This window comes from Actinokineospora spheciospongiae (assembly GCF_003182415.1).
In the GTDB taxonomy this organism is placed as follows: Bacteria; Actinomycetota; Actinomycetes; order Mycobacteriales; family Pseudonocardiaceae; genus Actinokineospora; species Actinokineospora spheciospongiae.
The window spans coordinates 138593-154137 of sequence record NZ_QHCP01000007.1 but is presented as its reverse complement, the minus strand read 5'-3'; the positions used below and the strand labels follow the sequence as shown (position 1 = coordinate 154137).

Below are 15545 nucleotides of genomic sequence, written 5' to 3'. Positions count from 1 at the left end.
GCGACCCCCGTCGGGTGATCGGTCCACTTCGGACGAATGGGCCGATCCCCTCCCGGGCCGGACGTCAGCGGCGGCGGGTGACGGCGATGGCGGGGAGCAGGGCCAGGGACAGGACGCCGCCCGCGAGGGCGAGGACGGGGTAGCCCGCGGCGCCGACGACGACGCCGGAGGCCAGGCCGCCGGTGGCCCCGGCAATGGCGATGGAGACGTCGATGGCGCCCTGGGTCTTGGCGCGGGTGGCCAGGGGGACCGCGTCGGTGACGATGGCGGTGCCGGAGACGAGGCCGAAGTTCCAGCCCAGGCCGAGCAGCGCCAGCGCCAGCGCCAGCAGGGCGATGGAGTCGCCCGGTGCGGTGGCGGCGATGATCCCGGCGGCGAGCAGGGTGACGCCGGACGCGGCGGCGAGGGGGAGGCGGCCGTGGCGGTCGACGAGCAGGCCGGTCAGGGGTGAGGGCAGGTACATGGCGCCGATGTGGATGCCGATGACCAGGCCGGAGGCGGCGGTGCCGTGGCCGTGGTCGTGCATGTGGACCGGGGTCATGGTCATGATCGCCACCATGACCAGTTGGGTGAGGACCATGACCAGGCCGCCCAGCAGGGGACCCGGTGCGTGCCGCGGCTCCGGGGTCGGCAGCGTGGGGTCGGTCGCGGTCGCGGGGGCCGGTTCCCGCTCGTGCAGGGTGCGGGCGAGCAGCAGGGGATCGGGGCGCAACCAGAGGGTCAGGACGAGCGCGGCGAGGGCATAGGCGGTGCCGGAGAGCACGAACAGCCCCGCCAGGTGGGGCAGGCCCGCCCAGTGGGCGAGGGTGCCCGCGGGGGCGGCGAGGTTGGGGCCGGCGACACCGCCGATGGTGGTGGCGACCAGGACGGTGGACACGGCGCGGGCGCGGTGGGTGGGGGCGGCGAGGTCGGCCCCGGCGTAGCGGGCCTGCAGGTTGGTGGCGGTGCCCGCGCCGTAGACGAACAGGGCGGCGAAGAGCAGGACGGCGTTGTCCAGTGCCGCGGCGGTGATCACCCCGGCGCTGCCCAGGGCGCCCGCGAGGTAACCCGCCGCGAGACCGGGGCGGCGGCCGCGGGCGTGGGAGATCCGACCGACGGCGACGGCGGTGAGGGCGGAGCCCGCGGTGAACAGGGCGCTGGGCAGACCGGCGAGGGTGGTGGAGCCGAGCATGTCCTGGGCGAGCAGGGCGCCGACGGTGACGCCCGCCGCCAGTCCCGCCCCGCTGAGGACCTGGGAGGCCACCAGGACCCGCAAGGTGCGGCGTTGGACGTGGGAGCGGGCGTCGGTGGTGTCGGTCATGGTGGTGCGTTCCTTCGTCGAGGGGCAGGGCAGACCACCGGGTGACCCAGTCGCCACCCGGGTGGGTGTCGACAGGCCGGGACGGTCCGGGGATCGATGACCCGAGTCTGGTGGGTCGGCTTGCCCGCCGCCGGCAATCGCGCGGTTCTGCGGCACCGGTGGGGCGGGCCTCACCTCCGACACTGCGGGTAGCCGGATGTCGAAGCGGGCGTCGCGGCGCGATGCTGTGGCGATGCGACGAATTCTCCTTGCCGGGGTGGCGATCCTCTCCTTCTCGGCCGTTCCGGTGGCCGCCGCAGAAGCGGGCGGGGTGGTGTGGGGAGCGTGCCCCGGGGCTCCGGTGGTCGACCCCCGGCAGGAGTGCGCGACTGTCCGGGTCCCGATGGACTACGGCGCGCCGGACGGGGATCAGGTCGAGCTGGCTGTCTCGCGGATTCGGACCGCGAAGGCCGGGTCGCGGCGCGGGGTGCTGCTGCTCATCCCGGGCGGACCGGGCGGTTCGGGGATCAACCGGCCCAGCGCGTACGTCTCGCGGTTGCCGGTCGAGTTGCTCGACCGGTACGACCTCGTCGGGTTCGACCCGAGGGGGGTCGGGCGGAGCACGCCGGTGTCGTGCAGGCTGGCGGGTGATGACATCGCCCCGGCCCACCTCTACCCCTGGCCCGCGCCGGACGGGGACATCGCGGGCAACGTCGAGCGGGCCCGGCGGATCGCCGAGACCTGCGGGCGCGACGGCGGGGAGCTGCTGCGCCACATCAGCACCCGGAACGAGGCGCGGGACATCGACCGCATCCGCCGGGCACTCGGCGAGGAGCGGATCTCCTACTGGGGCGTCTCGTACGGCACCTATGCGGGCGCGGTGTACGCCACGATGTTCCCCGAGCGCACCGACCGGGTCGTGCTGGACAGCAGCGGTGACCCGAATCCCCGCCGCGTGGCGCGCGGGTGGGCGGCGAACTACGGCGTCGGTGTCGAGGACCGCTTCCCGGACTTCGCCGCGTGGGCTGCGGCTCGGCACACCGAATACGGGTTGGGCGCGGACGCGACCGCTGTGCGGGAGACGTTCCTGCGGCTCGCGGCGGGCCTGGCCCGGCAGCCGCTGCCCTGGCCCGGCGCCAACCCGCCGTGGCTGACCGGCAACGTCCTGCGGAGCACGATGCTCCCCGCGCTGTACTCCGACGCCGATTTCCCCCGGCTCGCCGGGCTGATGCGCGCGGCGATGGCGTCCGGGCCGCTGCCGAGCCTGCCCGCGCCGCCGGAACCCGTTCAGCAGAACACGACGGCCGTCGCCATCGGCACCCTGTGCAACGACGTGGAGTGGCCTGATTCGGTTCGCGCCCACCAGCGGGACGTGGACCGGGACCGCCTGGCGCACCCACTCACCGCAGGGATGCCGGTGAACATCTTCCCCTGCGCGTTCTGGCCCCACCCGCCTGCCGAGCGGACGACTCGGATCACCCCGCGCGGCCCGTCGAACGTGCTGCTCGTGAACAACCTGCGCGACCCCTCGACACCGCACAGCGGCGCCTTGCGGATGCGGCGCGCGTTCGGCGACCGGGCCCGCATGGTCAGCGTCGACTCCGGCGGCCACGGCGCCTACCTGGCCAACGGCAACGCCTGTGGGGACCGGACCGTGACCGCCTTCCTCGTCGACGGCACGCGCCCGGCGCACGACGTCCTCTGCGGGACGTGACAGCGGAATCCCGGTCCGCGGAATTGGAGAAAGGCGGCGCGCTTTTCGGACAAGGGGCCGGTTCCTGCGGCGGGTGACAGGTTTCGGGGCGGCATTTGTCAGGGCGTGGTGGACGCCGAGTCCAGGGGTTCGTGCTCTGTTCCTGACAAAGCTGGTGAATCGGTTTCTGGTGTTCGGGGAATTATGATCGCAATTCCCCCGTTCCGCACATTGTGTATTGCGTTCAGGCGTTCGACCCGAGATGGTGGCGGGGAGTCCATCCGGCGGGACACCAGAGGAGCAGTCGCGTGCGAGAACACCGTCTCGTCCTGGTGGGGATGGGGGCTGACGCCGCGAACCGGGAGACCGATCTGCGAATCCTGGCCGAGGAGGTGGGGGCCAGGGTGGCCTACCTGCAGCTCGGCGCGCCGACCCTGCACGACGTGCTCGACGACCTCGCGGCGACCGAGCCCGGTTCGCTCGTGCGCCTGGTGGCCGTCCCCACGGCGGGGACCGTCTCGCCCGCGCGGTCGTGGTTGCGGCGGGTCGCGGGGGACTGGGTGCGGAGGTTCCCCGGGGTGCTGGCCATCACGGTCGCGGACCGGGCGGTGACCGGGGAGGAGGCGGGTCTGTCCTCTCCCGCCTGGGACACCGCGCCGGGGCACGGCCGCCACGTCCTGGTCTGCCACGGACCGCGGTGCAGCGCGCGGGGGGCCGCCGAGACCGCCGAGGCGCTCGCCCGCGCCCTGCGCGAGCGCGGGGTCGGTGTGGACGGGGTGCTGCTCACCCACACCGGCTGCCTCTACCCCTGCAACCACGGGCCCGTGGTCGCGGTGGCCTCCGACGACCAGTGGTGGGGGCCGGTCACCGCGCAGGGCGCGCGCGACCTCGTTGCCGCCTGGGCCGCCGATCCGCGCAGCGGCGCCCGCAGGCCCGTCAGCAGGCCGGGCGCGCTCGCGGAGGCGCTGCCGCCGCCGCACGGGCAGGGCTGAACCCGACCGCGGGCAACAGCCACGGCCACGTCACACGGCCACGTCACACGGCCACGTCACACGGCCACGTCACACGGCCACGTCACACGGCTCTGTCCCCGGCGGCCGGGACCGTGTTAGGTTCTGCCCGAGCCAGTCGTGCCCGCAAGGCCAGGGAACCCGGTGCGAATCCGGGACTGTCGCGCAGCGGTGAGGGTGACCGGCGGAACACGTGCCACTGGGCCCCGGTGCCCGGGAAGGCGTTCCGGCGGGCTGAACCCGAGTCCGAAGACCTGCTGGCTCGGTCGTCGACCGATCGGGCTTCGCGGATGAGCCCCTGGCGAGAGCGGGTTCGGCGTGCGCGTCGTCGTGTGGCGTGTCCGGTAGCGGGACGCGCAGGGTGCCGACCCTGCCCCTGGTGCTGGCGTTGTCGGTCTGCCTGGTCCTGAGCATGGCGGTGTCGCTGACGCTCGGCTCGGAGTCGCTGCGGCCCGCCGGGGTGTGGCGGGCCGTCGAGGCGGGCCTCACCGGCACCCCGGGCCCCGACCGGGTCTACGACGCCATCGTGTGGGACCTGCGGGCGCCGCGGGTGGTGCTGGCGGCGGTCGTGGGCGCGGGGCTGGCGGTGGCGGGCGCGGTCGTGCAGACCCTGGTCCGCAACCCGCTGGCCGACCCGTACCTGCTCGGCGTCTCCGCGGGCGCCGGGGTGGGCGCGACGCTGGTCATCGTCGCGGGGGCGTTCGGCGGGCTGGGGGTCTGGGGGCTGTCGGCCGGGGCGCTGGCCGGGGCGGTGGTGGCCGCGCTGCTGGTGTTCGGGGTGGCGCTGGCCCAGGGCGGGTTGACCCCGTTGCGGCTCGTCCTCACCGGCGTGGTGCTCTCCGCGGCGTTCTCGTCGGTGTCGAGCTTCCTGGTGTTCGTCGGGGACGAACCGGAGGCGACGCAGGCTGTCCTGCACTGGCTGCTGGGCAGCCTGTCCGGGGCCACCTGGGACAACACCGGCCCCGCGCTGGTCGCCGTCGCCGTGGCCACCGCGGCGCTGGTGGGCGTGCACTCGTGGCTCGACGCCCTCGCCTCCGGCCCGGACGTGGCCGCCGCGCTGGGCGTGCCGGTGCGCGGGGTGCGGATCGGGCTGTTCCTGCTGTCCTCCGTCCTGGTCGGGGTGCTCGTGGCGGTGTCGGGCGGCGTCGGGTTCGTCGGCCTGGTGGTGCCGCACCTGGCCAGGGTCGCGGTCGGCGCGCGGCACGCCGCGGTGCTGCCGGTCGCCGCCGTCGGCGGCGCGCTGTTCCTGGTGTGGGTCGACGTCGTGGCCCGCGTGCTGGTGCGACCGCAGGAGATGCCGCTGAGCGTGGTGACCGGGCTCATCGGCGCGCCGGTCTTCCTGGTCCTGATGGGACGCAGGCACTACAGCTTCTCCGGGGGCGGCCGGTGACGTCGCTGCGGTGCCGCGGGGTGCGCTGCGAGGTCGCGGGGCGGACGGTCGTGTCCGGGGTGGACCTCGACGTCGAGCCGGGGCAGATGCTCGCGCTCGTCGGGGTCAACGGCAGCGGCAAGTCGACCCTGGTCCGCGCGCTGAGCGGGCTGCGCGCCCCGGCCGACGGCGTGGTCGCCGTCGGCGGGCGGGACCTGCGCACGTTGCCCGCCCGCGAGCGCGCCCGGCTGATCGCCTACGTGGGCCAGGAGGAGACACCGCAGGAGGACCTGCTCGTCGGGGAGATGGTGGCGTTGGGGCGGGTCCCGCACCGGCGGCCGTGGGCGCTGGGCCGCGACGAGCACGCGGTCGTCGCGGGCGCGCTGGCCGCCGTCGACCTGGCGCACGCGGTCGACCGGCGCTGCGACCAGCTCTCCGGCGGCGAGCGCCGCCGGGCGATGCTCGCGCGGGCCCTCGCGCAGGGCGGTGGGCTCGTGGTGCTCGACGAGCCCACCAACCACCTCGACGTCGGCCACCAGACCCGGCTGCTGGAGACGCTGCGCGGCCTCGGCCGAACCGTGGTGGCCGCCATGCACGACCTGCCGCTCGCCGCGGCCTACTTCGACCGCGTCGCGGTCCTGCACCGCGGCGCGCTGCGCGTCGTGGACGCGGCGTCGACCGCGTTGTCCGCCGCCACGGTCGAGGAGGTCTTCGCCGTGGCCGCCGCCCGGATCACCGACCCCGGGACCGGGGCTGAGCACCTCGTGCTCGGCCCCGGTTCCGCACCGCCGCACCCCGTCGAGACGAGGACCGACCCATGAGAACGAACCGACCACGCCCGCGCGCCCTGCTCTGCGCCGTGCTCCTGACCGCGGTCCCCGCCCTCGCGGGGTGCGGCGGCGGGGAACAGCCCGCCGCGGCGAACCGGGTCACGGTGGACAACTGCGGCGAGCAGGTCCCGTTCCCGAGCCCGGCGCAGCGGTTGTTCGTCAACCAGGGCAACCGCGTCGCCACGGTCCTCGCCCTCGGTGCCGCGGACCAGGTGGCCGCGGTGAGCAGCCTGGGCGACGACCGCGCCGTGCTCGGGGCCGCCTACGGCACGGAGGTGGTCGACGGGCTGAACCTCACCACGGACGGGCAGCCGTCGCTGGAGAACGTCGTGGCCCAGCGCGCCGACGTGGTGGTCTCCTGGTTCAGCGACGGCGCCGACGTGACACCGGACCGGTTGGCGGCGCGGTCGATCGCGGCCTACCAGTCGACCGAGGGCTGCAAGCGGGGTTCCGGTGACGCGCGCGGCACCGTCGAACCCTGGGCCGCCCTCGACACCGACCTGCGCAACCTCGGGCGGATCACCGGGCGCGACCGGGAGGCGGAGGCCGCGGTGGCCGACATCGGGGCCCGCCGCGACGCGCTCGCCGCCGCCCCCGCGGCGCCGGACCGGCCGACGGTCTTCCTGTTCGACCGCGGCACCACCGACGTCTACTCCAGCGGGGCCTTCGGCGCCCCGCAGGCGATCATCGAGGCCGCGGGGGCGCGCAACGCCCTCGGTGACCTCCAGGAGTCCTGGACCTCGGTGTCGTGGGAGCGCATCGTCGCCGCGGACCCGGACTTCATCGCCTTCGTCGACTACAAGCGGCAGTCCTACCAGGACAAGGTCGACGTCCTGCGGACGAACCCCGCCACCAGGGACCTGCCCGCCGTCGTCGAGGGCCGGTTCCTCAACCTGCCGTTCGCGATGTGGACGAGCAGCCCGCTGAACATCGACGCCGCCGAGCACCTGCGCGCCGGGTTGGAGTCCCGGGGCCTGCTGCCGCGCAGCGGGGTCGAGCCGCGCCTGACCCTCCCCGGCTGACCGGTGCCCCGGCGGCGGGCCGAGCGGGCCGCGCCGCCGGGGTCAGGTCAGCGCAGCCCGACGACGATCCGCTCCTGCAGGTCCTGCCAGACCACGCCCGCCTCGGCGAACCCGGCGTCGAGCAGCGCGGCCTCGGTGAACCGGTGCGAGGCACCCGTCCAGTCGCGCGAGCCCTCCGGCCACAGCGTCTCGCGCAGGGCGAGGGCGTCGGCCAGCCCGGGCTCGGCCCGCACGGCCTCCCACCACTGCTCCCAGGACTCGGCGCCGCCCTCGAACGCCTTCGTGCGCCGTCGCAGCGCGAGGGCGTCGCAGGCCGCGCGCAGCCTGCTCCCCTGGTCGTGCGGGAGGTAGTCGGCGTTGAGCAGGACACCGTCCGGTCGCAGGAGCCGGAAGGCGCGGCGGTAGGTCGCGGCGAGGACCGAGGGTTCGAGCCAGTGCAGCGCCGTGCTGGAGAGCACCGCGTCGAACGAACCGTCCTCGCCGAGGCCGTCGGCCCACCCCGGGTCGCGCAGGTCGGCCCGCACCCAGCGCAGCCTGCCGTCGAAGTCGCCGAGGGCGCCCTCGCCGATGGCCAGGAGCACCGGGTCGACGTCGACCGCCACCGCCCGCGCCGAGGGCAGCCGCTCCAGCAGCCTGCCGCTGATCGCGCCGGGGCCGCAGGCCAGGTCGAGCACCACCAGGTCCTCGGCGGGCCGCAGGTGGGTCAGCACCTCGAACAGGACCTCGTACACGCGGTCGCGGTCGGCGATGTAGGCGGTCTGCTGGACGTCCCACCGGCGGTACAGGTCCGGCCTGGGGTCGATCGGGTCGAGCGTGGTCACGGGCTTCCTTCCGGGTGAGTGCGCCGGGGCGCGCGGGCCGACCTCATTCTTGTCCCTTGCCCGCCGCGGCCGGTTCCGCCGGGGACACCGCGCCCGCCAGCCGGGAGAAGGCGAGGTGGACCTGACCGGTGTCCGGGTCGGACCAGCGGTGCGACCGGACGCCGAAGACCTCGGCGACCAGGTCGGTGGTCAGCACCTCGGCGGGCGGTCCGCCCGCGACGACGCGCCCGCGGTGCAGGACGTAGACCCGGTCGCAGTGCCCGACCGCCAGCGCGAGGTCGTGCATGACCGTCAGCGAGGCCACCCCGAGGCCGCGGACCAGGTCGAGCAGTTCCAACTGGAACCGGATGTCGAGGTGGTTGGTCGGCTCGTCGAGGACCAGCAGGCGCGGCTGCTGGGCCAGGGCCCTGGCCAGCAGGACCCGTTGCTTCTCGCCGCCGGAGAGGGTGTCGTAGTCGCGTCCGGCCAGCGCCGAGACCCCGGTCTTGGCCATGGCCTGCGCGCAGACGCGCCGGTCGTCGTCGGTGTCGCGGTCCACGGGCCCCTTGTGCGGGTTGCGGCCCATGGCGATGACGTCGGCGACCTTGAGGACGAAGTCGCTGCCGCTCTCCTGCACCACGACCGCGGTCCGCTGCGCGGACTGGCGCGCGCTCAGCGACCACACGTCCGCGCCGTCGACCCGCACCACACCCGATTCCGGTCGCAGCGCCCGGTAGACCGCCCGCAGCAGCGTGGACTTCCCGCTGCCGTTCGGGCCGACGACGGCGACCATCTCCGCGGGCCCGACCGTGAAGTCCACATCGGACACGATCGGCGTTCCGCCGAGCGAGACCGACACGCCCTCGGCGGTGACCCGCGGCGCCACCGCGCTCCCGTTCTCGTCGTGCCTCACCCGAATCGCGCCTCCCGTCCCACTTCGCGCTTGCGCAGCAGCCAGATGAAGAACGGCACCCCGAACACCGCCGTCACGATGGACAGCGGCAACTCGGTCGCCTCGAGCACGGTGCGCGCGGCCAGGTCCATCAGGACCAGGAACACCGCGCCGGTGAGCGCGGCCACCGGCAGCAGCCGCCGGTGGTCGGCGCCGACCAGCATCCGACACAGGTGCGGGATGATCAGCCCGACGAACGCGATCGCCCCGCTGACCGCGACCATCACCCCCACCATCAGCGAGGTGACCACCAGCATCCGGATGCGGAAGCGGGCGACGTCGAGCCCGAGGGACACCGCCGTCTCCTCCCCGCCGAGCAGCGAGTTCAACGGCCGCGCCTGGGTGAACAGGTACAGCAGCCCGACGAGCACGCCCGCGGCGGGGACGCCGACGTCGCTCCAGGCGGTGGACCCGAGGCTGCCGAACAGCCAGGTGAGCACCCCCTGGACGTCGTGCGGGTTCGCGCGCAGCAGCAGGAGGCCGTAGAGGGCCTGGAACAGGTAGGCCAGCGACACCCCGGCGAGGATCAGCCGGAACGGCGTCACCCGCCCGCCGCGCTGGGCCAGCGCGTACACCAGCAGGGTCGCGATCAGCGCCCCCGCGAACGCCGCGGACGAGATCCCCAGCCCGGCCGCCGCACCGGAGCCCACCACCAGCACCAGCACGGCGCCGAAGGAGGCCCCGGAGGAGACCCCGAGCAGGTACGGGTCGGCCAGCGGGTTGCGCACGACCGCCTGCAGGACGACGCCGACCGCGGCCAGACCCGCCCCCACCACCGCGCCGAGCAGCGCCCTGGGCAGCCGGAACTGCCACACGATCTGGGCGAACACCGGGTCGGACGGCTTGGCGAACCACTCCGAGGAGATGTTGTGCAGCACCACCTGCACGGTTTCGCGCAGCGGAACGCTGACCGGCCCCAACGAGGTCGCGAGGGCGATCCCGACCAGCAGCGCGGCACCCAGGCCGAGCAGCAGCACCGCCTGCCCGGCCCGGCGCCGCGGCGGCGGGCCGCCTGCGGACCGCCGGTCGGTGTCCGATGCCGCCGTCACCGCGAGCCCCGCGTCGTGGTCGGCGGGGTGGCGGGCTTGTCGGTGAACGCGTCCGGGTGCAGGGTCCTGGCCAGGTCCTCGACGACGTCGACCCACCGCCAGCCGGGGGTGTTGGCCGTGTCGTAGGTCAGGGTGTGGCGCTTGTCCTTGCTGGCGCGCATCTCCGGGAACAGGCGGTGGAGGTAATCGGTCTTGGCTTGGGCGTCCTTGTCGCTGTTGGCGCTGGCCCCGATGAGGAACACGGCCGGGTCGGTGGCCGCGACCTGCTCCTGGGAGACCCTGAGGAAGCCGCGGCGGCCGCCACCGACGTCGCCGAAGACGTTCTTGCCGCCCGCGAGGCCGATCACCTCGTTGACGAAGGCGTCGCGGCTGCCCGTGGTGATCGGGCCCTCGCCGCCGTAGTAGTAGAAGACCGGGACCGGCTCGCGGCCCGCGACCCGCTTCTGCACGTCGGCGACGCGCGCCTTCATCTCCTCGATCAGCGCGGTGGCCCGGTCCTCGACGTCGAAGATGACCCCGAGGTCGGCGATGGCGCGGTAGGTGAAGGAAGTCTGCACCGGGTTGTCGTCGGGGCAGACCAGGGCGTAGACCTGCGCGCCGATGGACCCGAGTTCGTCGACGGTGGCCAGGCCGGGCGCGAGCTGGTCGGGTCCGCCGTACTCGGAGTTGACGTAGGCGAAGAGCATGTCGGGGCGCAGCCCGAACATCTCCTCCTTGCCGACCGGGACGTAGGCGTCCGGCGACTTGTCCGCCACCCGCTCGAAATCGGCCGCCTGCTCGGGAAGCGGGGTGTCCATCGGCTTGATCTGGGCGATCGCCCGGTCCCCGAGCCCCAGGCCGAAGAACAGCTCGGCCGCCGACTGGAATCCCAGGTAGACGCGCGACGGCGCCTTGTCGAAGGTGACCTTGCGGCCGCAGTTGTCCACGGTCACCGGGTAGTGGCCGGACGGGTCCTGGGCGCCGCCCGCCGCCTGCTCCGCCTCACCGCCCGCGCAGCCCGCGGCCAGCAGGGACGCGGCGAACAGCGTGGCCACCGCGCAGCGGAACCGGTGGCGCTTCTCGGGCACTGCCTTGCGATTGCCGACCATCGACGACTCCACCATGTCCCTTGTTGTACCGCATTATTAGTGAAAATGGGAACTATTTGCATTACCTCATGGATCGGGTGGTCCACTTTGCGCGCCCCCGTTCAGGATTCGCGTCGCACGGCGGCGGCCGCGACCACCGAGACGAGGGTGAGCAGACCGAACACGGCGGCGGCACCCGGATAACCCCACAGCGCCAGACCCGCCCCACCCGCGGCCGCGCCGAGGAACAGCCCCAGGCTCATCACCGATGCCTTGACCCCCAACGAGGTGCCGCGCAGGGCACCGCTGCGCCGCACCAGCAGCGTGGTCACGGCGGCCACGCCCACCGCGTGGCTCGCCGACAGCACAGCGGTGCACAGCAGCGCGACCGGCAACGCGGGCGCCAGGTACACGCCGAACAGCGAGACCAGCGCGAGGGCCATCGAGACGTGCAGCGCCCGGCGGGCCCGGCGGTCGGCGTCCCCGGCGTTCACCCACCGCCCGCCGAACAGGTTCCCCAGGAAGAAGGAGCCGCCGCTGAGCGTCCAGACGAAGGTGAACACGCCGGGGGACAGGCTGAACCGGTCCGAGTAGAACGCGGCCAGGTACGCCAGGTACCCCTGGAACGCCGCCGCCTGGCCGAAGGAGACGAGCATCAGCGCCGTGGCGCCCGGCACCCCGGCCAGCCCGCGGAACGCGGCGAAGTAGCCGAGCCGGGGCGTGTCGTCGAGGTGGCGCTCGCGCCCGTGGCGCAGCAGCACGGGGGTCAGGACGACGGACACCGCGGCGATGGCGACCAGGTCGCCCCGCCACCCCCACCAGAGCGCGGGCAGCGCGATCAGCGGCGCGACGAGGGTCGCCGCGAGCGTCCTGGTCGCCGACACCAGCGTGGCGGCGCGGGCGGCGGCCGGGGCGTCGCCGAACCGGTCGGCCGCGGCCGTCGTCAGGGCCGGGTAGAGCACGGCGTTGGACACGCCCACCAGCAGGCAGAACGCCACCAGGGCCGGGAACCAGGACACCGTGCCCACCAGCGATGCCGCGGCGAGCAGCACCAGCCCCCACGCGGCGACCCGGCCGGGGGCGACCCGCCCGATCAGCGGGGCGGCGGCGATCCCGACCAGCACCGCCCCGACCCCGCCGAGCCCGCGCAGCGCCCCCACCGCGGCGTCGCCCTCGCCCACCGCCTCGGCGATCGGCACCAGGAACGTGCTGTAGACGGTGAAGGGGAGCAGCCCGACGACCGAGGCCAGCAGGGTCGGCAGCACCGCCCTGCTGATCTGCCAGTCGCCCGGCTGCCGCTCGTCGGCGGGCGCGACCGTGCCGTCGACGCTCTGGCCCATGTGGACACCGCTCCTGTCCTCCGGTGTCGCGGGGGCGCTCACCGCGCCACCGCGATCTCCTCGCAGATCATGTCCAGGTCCTCGCGGAAGTCCTTGACCTCGAAGGCTTCCGACAGCGGCTGACCCGCGCGGGCCCGCGCCGCCCCGGTCAGCGCCCGCTCGTACCGCGCGAGGAGCTTGTCGATCGTCGGGCAGCCCACCCCGAGGTGCCGGGCCACCCCCTGGATGACCTTCGTCCGGTAGTAGTCCTCCTTCGGCATCCTCGGCACGTCCCAGCGCCCCTCGCCGTCGCGGAACACCGGGCGCAGGGGGACGGCGGAGAAGTCGAAGTACCTGCCGTCGGCGTCCGGTTCGGAGAACGGGTCGACCAGCAGCGAGGCGTAGCGCACGTACACCAGGTAGTCCTGGTGGATCGGGGGCAGCTCCTCGAACCGCTCCACGTCGTCGCGGGAGATGCTCTCCTCGCGGACCGGGTAGCTGTCCTCGACCATGAACCGGAGCAGGTTGACGCCCTCCAGCCCCAGCTTCGCCACGACCTCGCCGACCTCCCGCCACTGGCTGACGATGTCGTTCACCAGGGCGGGCGTGATCGGCCCCTCGGGGACCAGCTTGTAGACGTACTTGACCGGCCCCGACGCGGCGAAGACGGCGTCCAGGGAGATCTCGTTCATGAACAGCGCGGGGTGGACGTAGAGGGAGATGTTCCTCGTCTCCGCCTCGACGGGCGAGCCCATGACCACCATGTCGACGCCCAACCGCCGGTGGGCCTCGCACAGCAGGTCCAGGTTCGCCGAGCGGCCCCGGCTGGAGCCGACGTAGAGCCGCTTCTTCACCGCGGCCGTCAGGACGTGGTGCGAGGGGGCGCCGTCGTGCCACCGGGTGCCGCCGAGGTAGCTGGACAGGCTGATCACCTCCGCGTCCGGGGCGACCGCGCGCAGGCGGTTGCGCACCAGGCTGCTGGAGCCGAAGGTCGGCGAGACGAGGACGACGCAGCGGACCCCGCCCAGCACCCGCCGGTCGAGCCGGTCCAGCACGTGGGTGTAGGCGTCCGCGGTCACCGACAGCACGAGCGTCGACCACGGACCCGCGACCGACCCGTAGCCCCGGAACACCTCGTCAACCTCGCAGGTCCCCGCCGCCGCGCGGTGCTGCTCGTTCTGGACGTCGACCCGCAGCACGCGCCCGGAGGCCGCCAGCGCGGAAAAGAACGCGCCGGAGCGGCCGGATTCCCGGCCCGCGATCCCCACGACAGCTCCCAGCACGCCCTTGAGCATGACGGCCAGTTGCACCGAGGTCGGCCCGGTGCCCGCCACCAGCACCCGATCGAGGTCGCTCACCGGTGGGTCGCCTTGACGTACAGGGCGACGTCGAAGACGTGCTCGGGGCGCAGGACCTGCTCCGCCAGCGTCCACATCGCGCTGTCGACCTCTTCCCTGGGGTAGTTGAACAAGGACTTGAACCGGTCCCCGTACCGCATGGCCACCACCACGTCGTCACCCGTGCGCGCGTGGATGGCGCGCAGGATCTCGTACTTCACCGACACCGTGGAGCTGAAGATGACGTGCGAGGCTCCGGCGGTGAAAGCCGACTCCTGCGCGGGTTCGCGCTCCAACCTGATGTCCAGCCCCGGCCCCAGCGCCGCCACGACCCGCCGCCCGAGCACGACGGCCTCCTCGTCGATGTCCAGGCCCACCACCCTGGCCCCGGTGCGCCCGCCGATGAGCAGCGGCGTCATGGGGAACGCGCCGGAGCCGACCAGCAGCACCGACGACGAGGAGGTCAGGCCGAACGCGCCGAACTCCGCCTCGATCCCGGACTCGACGTTGGCGAAGTACCCCGCCGTCGCCGGGTCACCCGCCAGCAGGCGCAGCGCGCGGTACTTCTCCATCAGCGAGGCGCACCGCGCGGACACCACGCGCAGTTCGCCCACCAGGTCGCCGAAGCCGGGCGGGGTCGCCCGTTCGAGCTCGGCCCACGCATCGTGGTGGCGGGTGTCGGTCACGAAGGCGGAGTAGTCGCCCACGGCGCGTTCCAGTTCCGCGCTGTGGCGGGTCGTCCCGTCGTACTGCCCGCCGCAGGCCCGGAGCCGCCGCAGGTGCCGCTCCATCAGCAGCAGCAGGCCCGAAGCGCCCCCGGTCACCGAACCACCTCGATCGAGTGCAGGTACGCCTTGCCCTCGGCCACGATCCGGACGGTCCCCTCGACCTCGACACCGGTGACCCCGGTCCGCGCGTGGTGCGCCGAGACGCGCACGGCCCCGCCGGGTTGGACCACCCTGGTGGTCACCGAAGCCCGGTTCTTCCACGCCAGGTAGGCGCCGAGCGCGGCGGCCCCCGAGCCGCACCCCCGCTCCCACACCGTGGTGCCCAGCAGCGGGACGTGGACGAGCGGGGTCAGGCTGCCGTGGTCGGGGTCGTAGAGCATGACGCCCACCAGCGACACGGCCCGCTCCGCGCCGAGCCGCACCGCCGCCGACTCCGCCTCCCGCCGCGCGGCGGCGTCGAGCCGCGCCGTCTCGACCACCACGTGCAGCGAGTCGGAGTACCGCACGTACGCGCAGTTCCCGCCCCACCCACCGGGTGCCACAGCGGGTTCCAGCGACAGCGGGACGGGCATCGCGGTCTCGCACACGTACTCGTCGGCGTGCCGCAGGACCCGGCACCGGACGAGCCCGTCCGTGCCGCGCACCTCCAGTGCCAGGTCGAGCACGCCGCCGCCACCCAGCCCTCGCTCCGCCGCGACGAGGGCGGCCAGGGCCATGCACGCGTTGCCGCAGAACTCACCGCCCGCCATGCGCAACCCGACATCCGCGCCGGGGGCGGTGGGCCGCACCACGAACCCCACCTGCTCGGCGTGCACGTGCTGGTAGGCCATGATCTGCCGGGCGATGCCCAGGTGCGCCTCCTGCGGGTGGTCGGTCCGCACGAGGAGGGTCATGTTCTGCGTCGGGTCCAGCTTCACGAAGTCCACCTCGTGGACAGCGGCGGACCGGGGTGCCCGGACGGGCGTCACGAGGTCGGAGCGCCCCAGCGCGATGCCCTGTGCCATCGAACCTCCAGACCTCGCCGTCCGCCCGGGGGATCGCGCGGCAGGTCGCCTGCCGTGCGGACCGTACGCCCTCCGTCACAGCGAGA

Annotated in this window: 14 protein-coding genes and 1 riboswitch; of the genes, 5 read left to right on the top strand and 9 right to left on the bottom strand. The window is 74.0% G+C overall.

Annotation, left to right across the window (positions count from 1 at the left end; genetic code table 11):
• Positions 1-64 precede the first annotated feature (64 nt).
• Complete coding sequence (locus DFQ13_RS20165) at positions 65-1300, bottom strand: MFS transporter (protein WP_035284361.1); 1236 nt, start codon at positions 1298-1300, stop codon at positions 65-67.
• A 232-nt stretch (positions 1301-1532) separates the two neighbouring features.
• Between DFQ13_RS20165 and DFQ13_RS20160 the strand changes: the two genes are divergently transcribed.
• The 5 genes from DFQ13_RS20160 (at position 1533) to DFQ13_RS20140 (ending at position 7203) form a co-directional block, all read left to right on the top strand.
• Complete coding sequence (locus tag DFQ13_RS20160) at positions 1533-2993, top strand: alpha/beta hydrolase (protein WP_219994537.1); 1461 nt, start codon at positions 1533-1535, stop codon at positions 2991-2993.
• 287 nt (positions 2994-3280) lie between these two features.
• Entirely contained in the window at positions 3281-3964 is a 684-nt protein-coding gene (locus DFQ13_RS20155; RefSeq protein ID WP_146241297.1) for a (2Fe-2S) ferredoxin domain-containing protein, read from the top strand.
• Between the two features lie 116 nt (positions 3965-4080).
• Positions 4081-4258, top strand: a riboswitch (cobalamin riboswitch).
• Between the two features lie 85 nt (positions 4259-4343).
• Positions 4344-5372 (top strand): FecCD family ABC transporter permease, encoded by a 1029-nt coding sequence (locus tag DFQ13_RS20150; RefSeq protein WP_233427734.1) that lies wholly within the window; start codon positions 4344-4346, stop codon positions 5370-5372.
• A complete protein-coding gene (locus DFQ13_RS20145; RefSeq protein WP_110080910.1) occupies positions 5369-6172 on the top strand; it encodes an ABC transporter ATP-binding protein in 804 nt (267 codons plus the stop codon). The genes DFQ13_RS20150 and DFQ13_RS20145 overlap by 4 nt, the downstream gene beginning before the upstream one ends.
• Entirely contained in the window at positions 6169-7203 is a 1035-nt protein-coding gene (locus DFQ13_RS20140; RefSeq protein ID WP_110080909.1) for an ABC transporter substrate-binding protein, read from the top strand. The genes DFQ13_RS20145 and DFQ13_RS20140 overlap by 4 nt, the downstream gene beginning before the upstream one ends.
• Positions 7204-7250: 47 nt before the next feature.
• On the opposite strand, the gene DFQ13_RS20135 is transcribed toward DFQ13_RS20140, so the two are convergent.
• The 8 genes from DFQ13_RS20135 to DFQ13_RS33985 all read right to left on the bottom strand — a co-directional run bounded on the left by DFQ13_RS20135 (position 7251) and on the right by DFQ13_RS33985 (position 15459).
• Positions 7251-8024 (bottom strand): class I SAM-dependent methyltransferase, encoded by a 774-nt coding sequence (locus DFQ13_RS20135; RefSeq protein ID WP_110080908.1) that lies wholly within the window; start codon positions 8022-8024, stop codon positions 7251-7253.
• 43 nt (positions 8025-8067) lie between these two features.
• Positions 8068-8916, bottom strand: coding sequence for an ABC transporter ATP-binding protein (locus tag DFQ13_RS20130; protein ID WP_110080907.1), 849 nt, complete (start codon positions 8914-8916; stop codon positions 8068-8070).
• Entirely contained in the window at positions 8913-10004 is a 1092-nt protein-coding gene (locus tag DFQ13_RS20125; protein WP_110080906.1) for a FecCD family ABC transporter permease, read from the bottom strand. The genes DFQ13_RS20130 and DFQ13_RS20125 overlap by 4 nt, the downstream gene beginning before the upstream one ends.
• Complete coding sequence (locus tag DFQ13_RS20120) at positions 10001-11107, bottom strand: ABC transporter substrate-binding protein (RefSeq protein WP_110080905.1); 1107 nt, start codon at positions 11105-11107, stop codon at positions 10001-10003. Before DFQ13_RS20120 ends, DFQ13_RS20125 begins: the two co-directional genes overlap by 4 nt.
• A gap of 86 nt (positions 11108-11193) precedes the next feature.
• On the bottom strand, positions 11194-12453 hold the full coding sequence (locus DFQ13_RS20115) for an MFS transporter (protein ID WP_233438496.1): 1260 nt from the start codon (positions 12451-12453) through the stop codon (positions 11194-11196).
• Entirely contained in the window at positions 12450-13748 is a 1299-nt protein-coding gene (locus DFQ13_RS20110; RefSeq protein WP_035284371.1) for an opine metallophore biosynthesis dehydrogenase, read from the bottom strand. The genes DFQ13_RS20115 and DFQ13_RS20110 overlap by 4 nt, the downstream gene beginning before the upstream one ends.
• Entirely contained in the window at positions 13745-14551 is an 807-nt protein-coding gene (locus DFQ13_RS20105) for an SAM-dependent methyltransferase (RefSeq protein ID WP_219994534.1), read from the bottom strand. The genes DFQ13_RS20110 and DFQ13_RS20105 overlap by 4 nt, the downstream gene beginning before the upstream one ends.
• Entirely contained in the window at positions 14548-15459 is a 912-nt protein-coding gene (locus tag DFQ13_RS33985; RefSeq protein ID WP_161784483.1) for a diaminopimelate epimerase, read from the bottom strand. The genes DFQ13_RS20105 and DFQ13_RS33985 overlap by 4 nt, the downstream gene beginning before the upstream one ends.
• Positions 15460-15545: the final 86 nt, after the last annotated feature.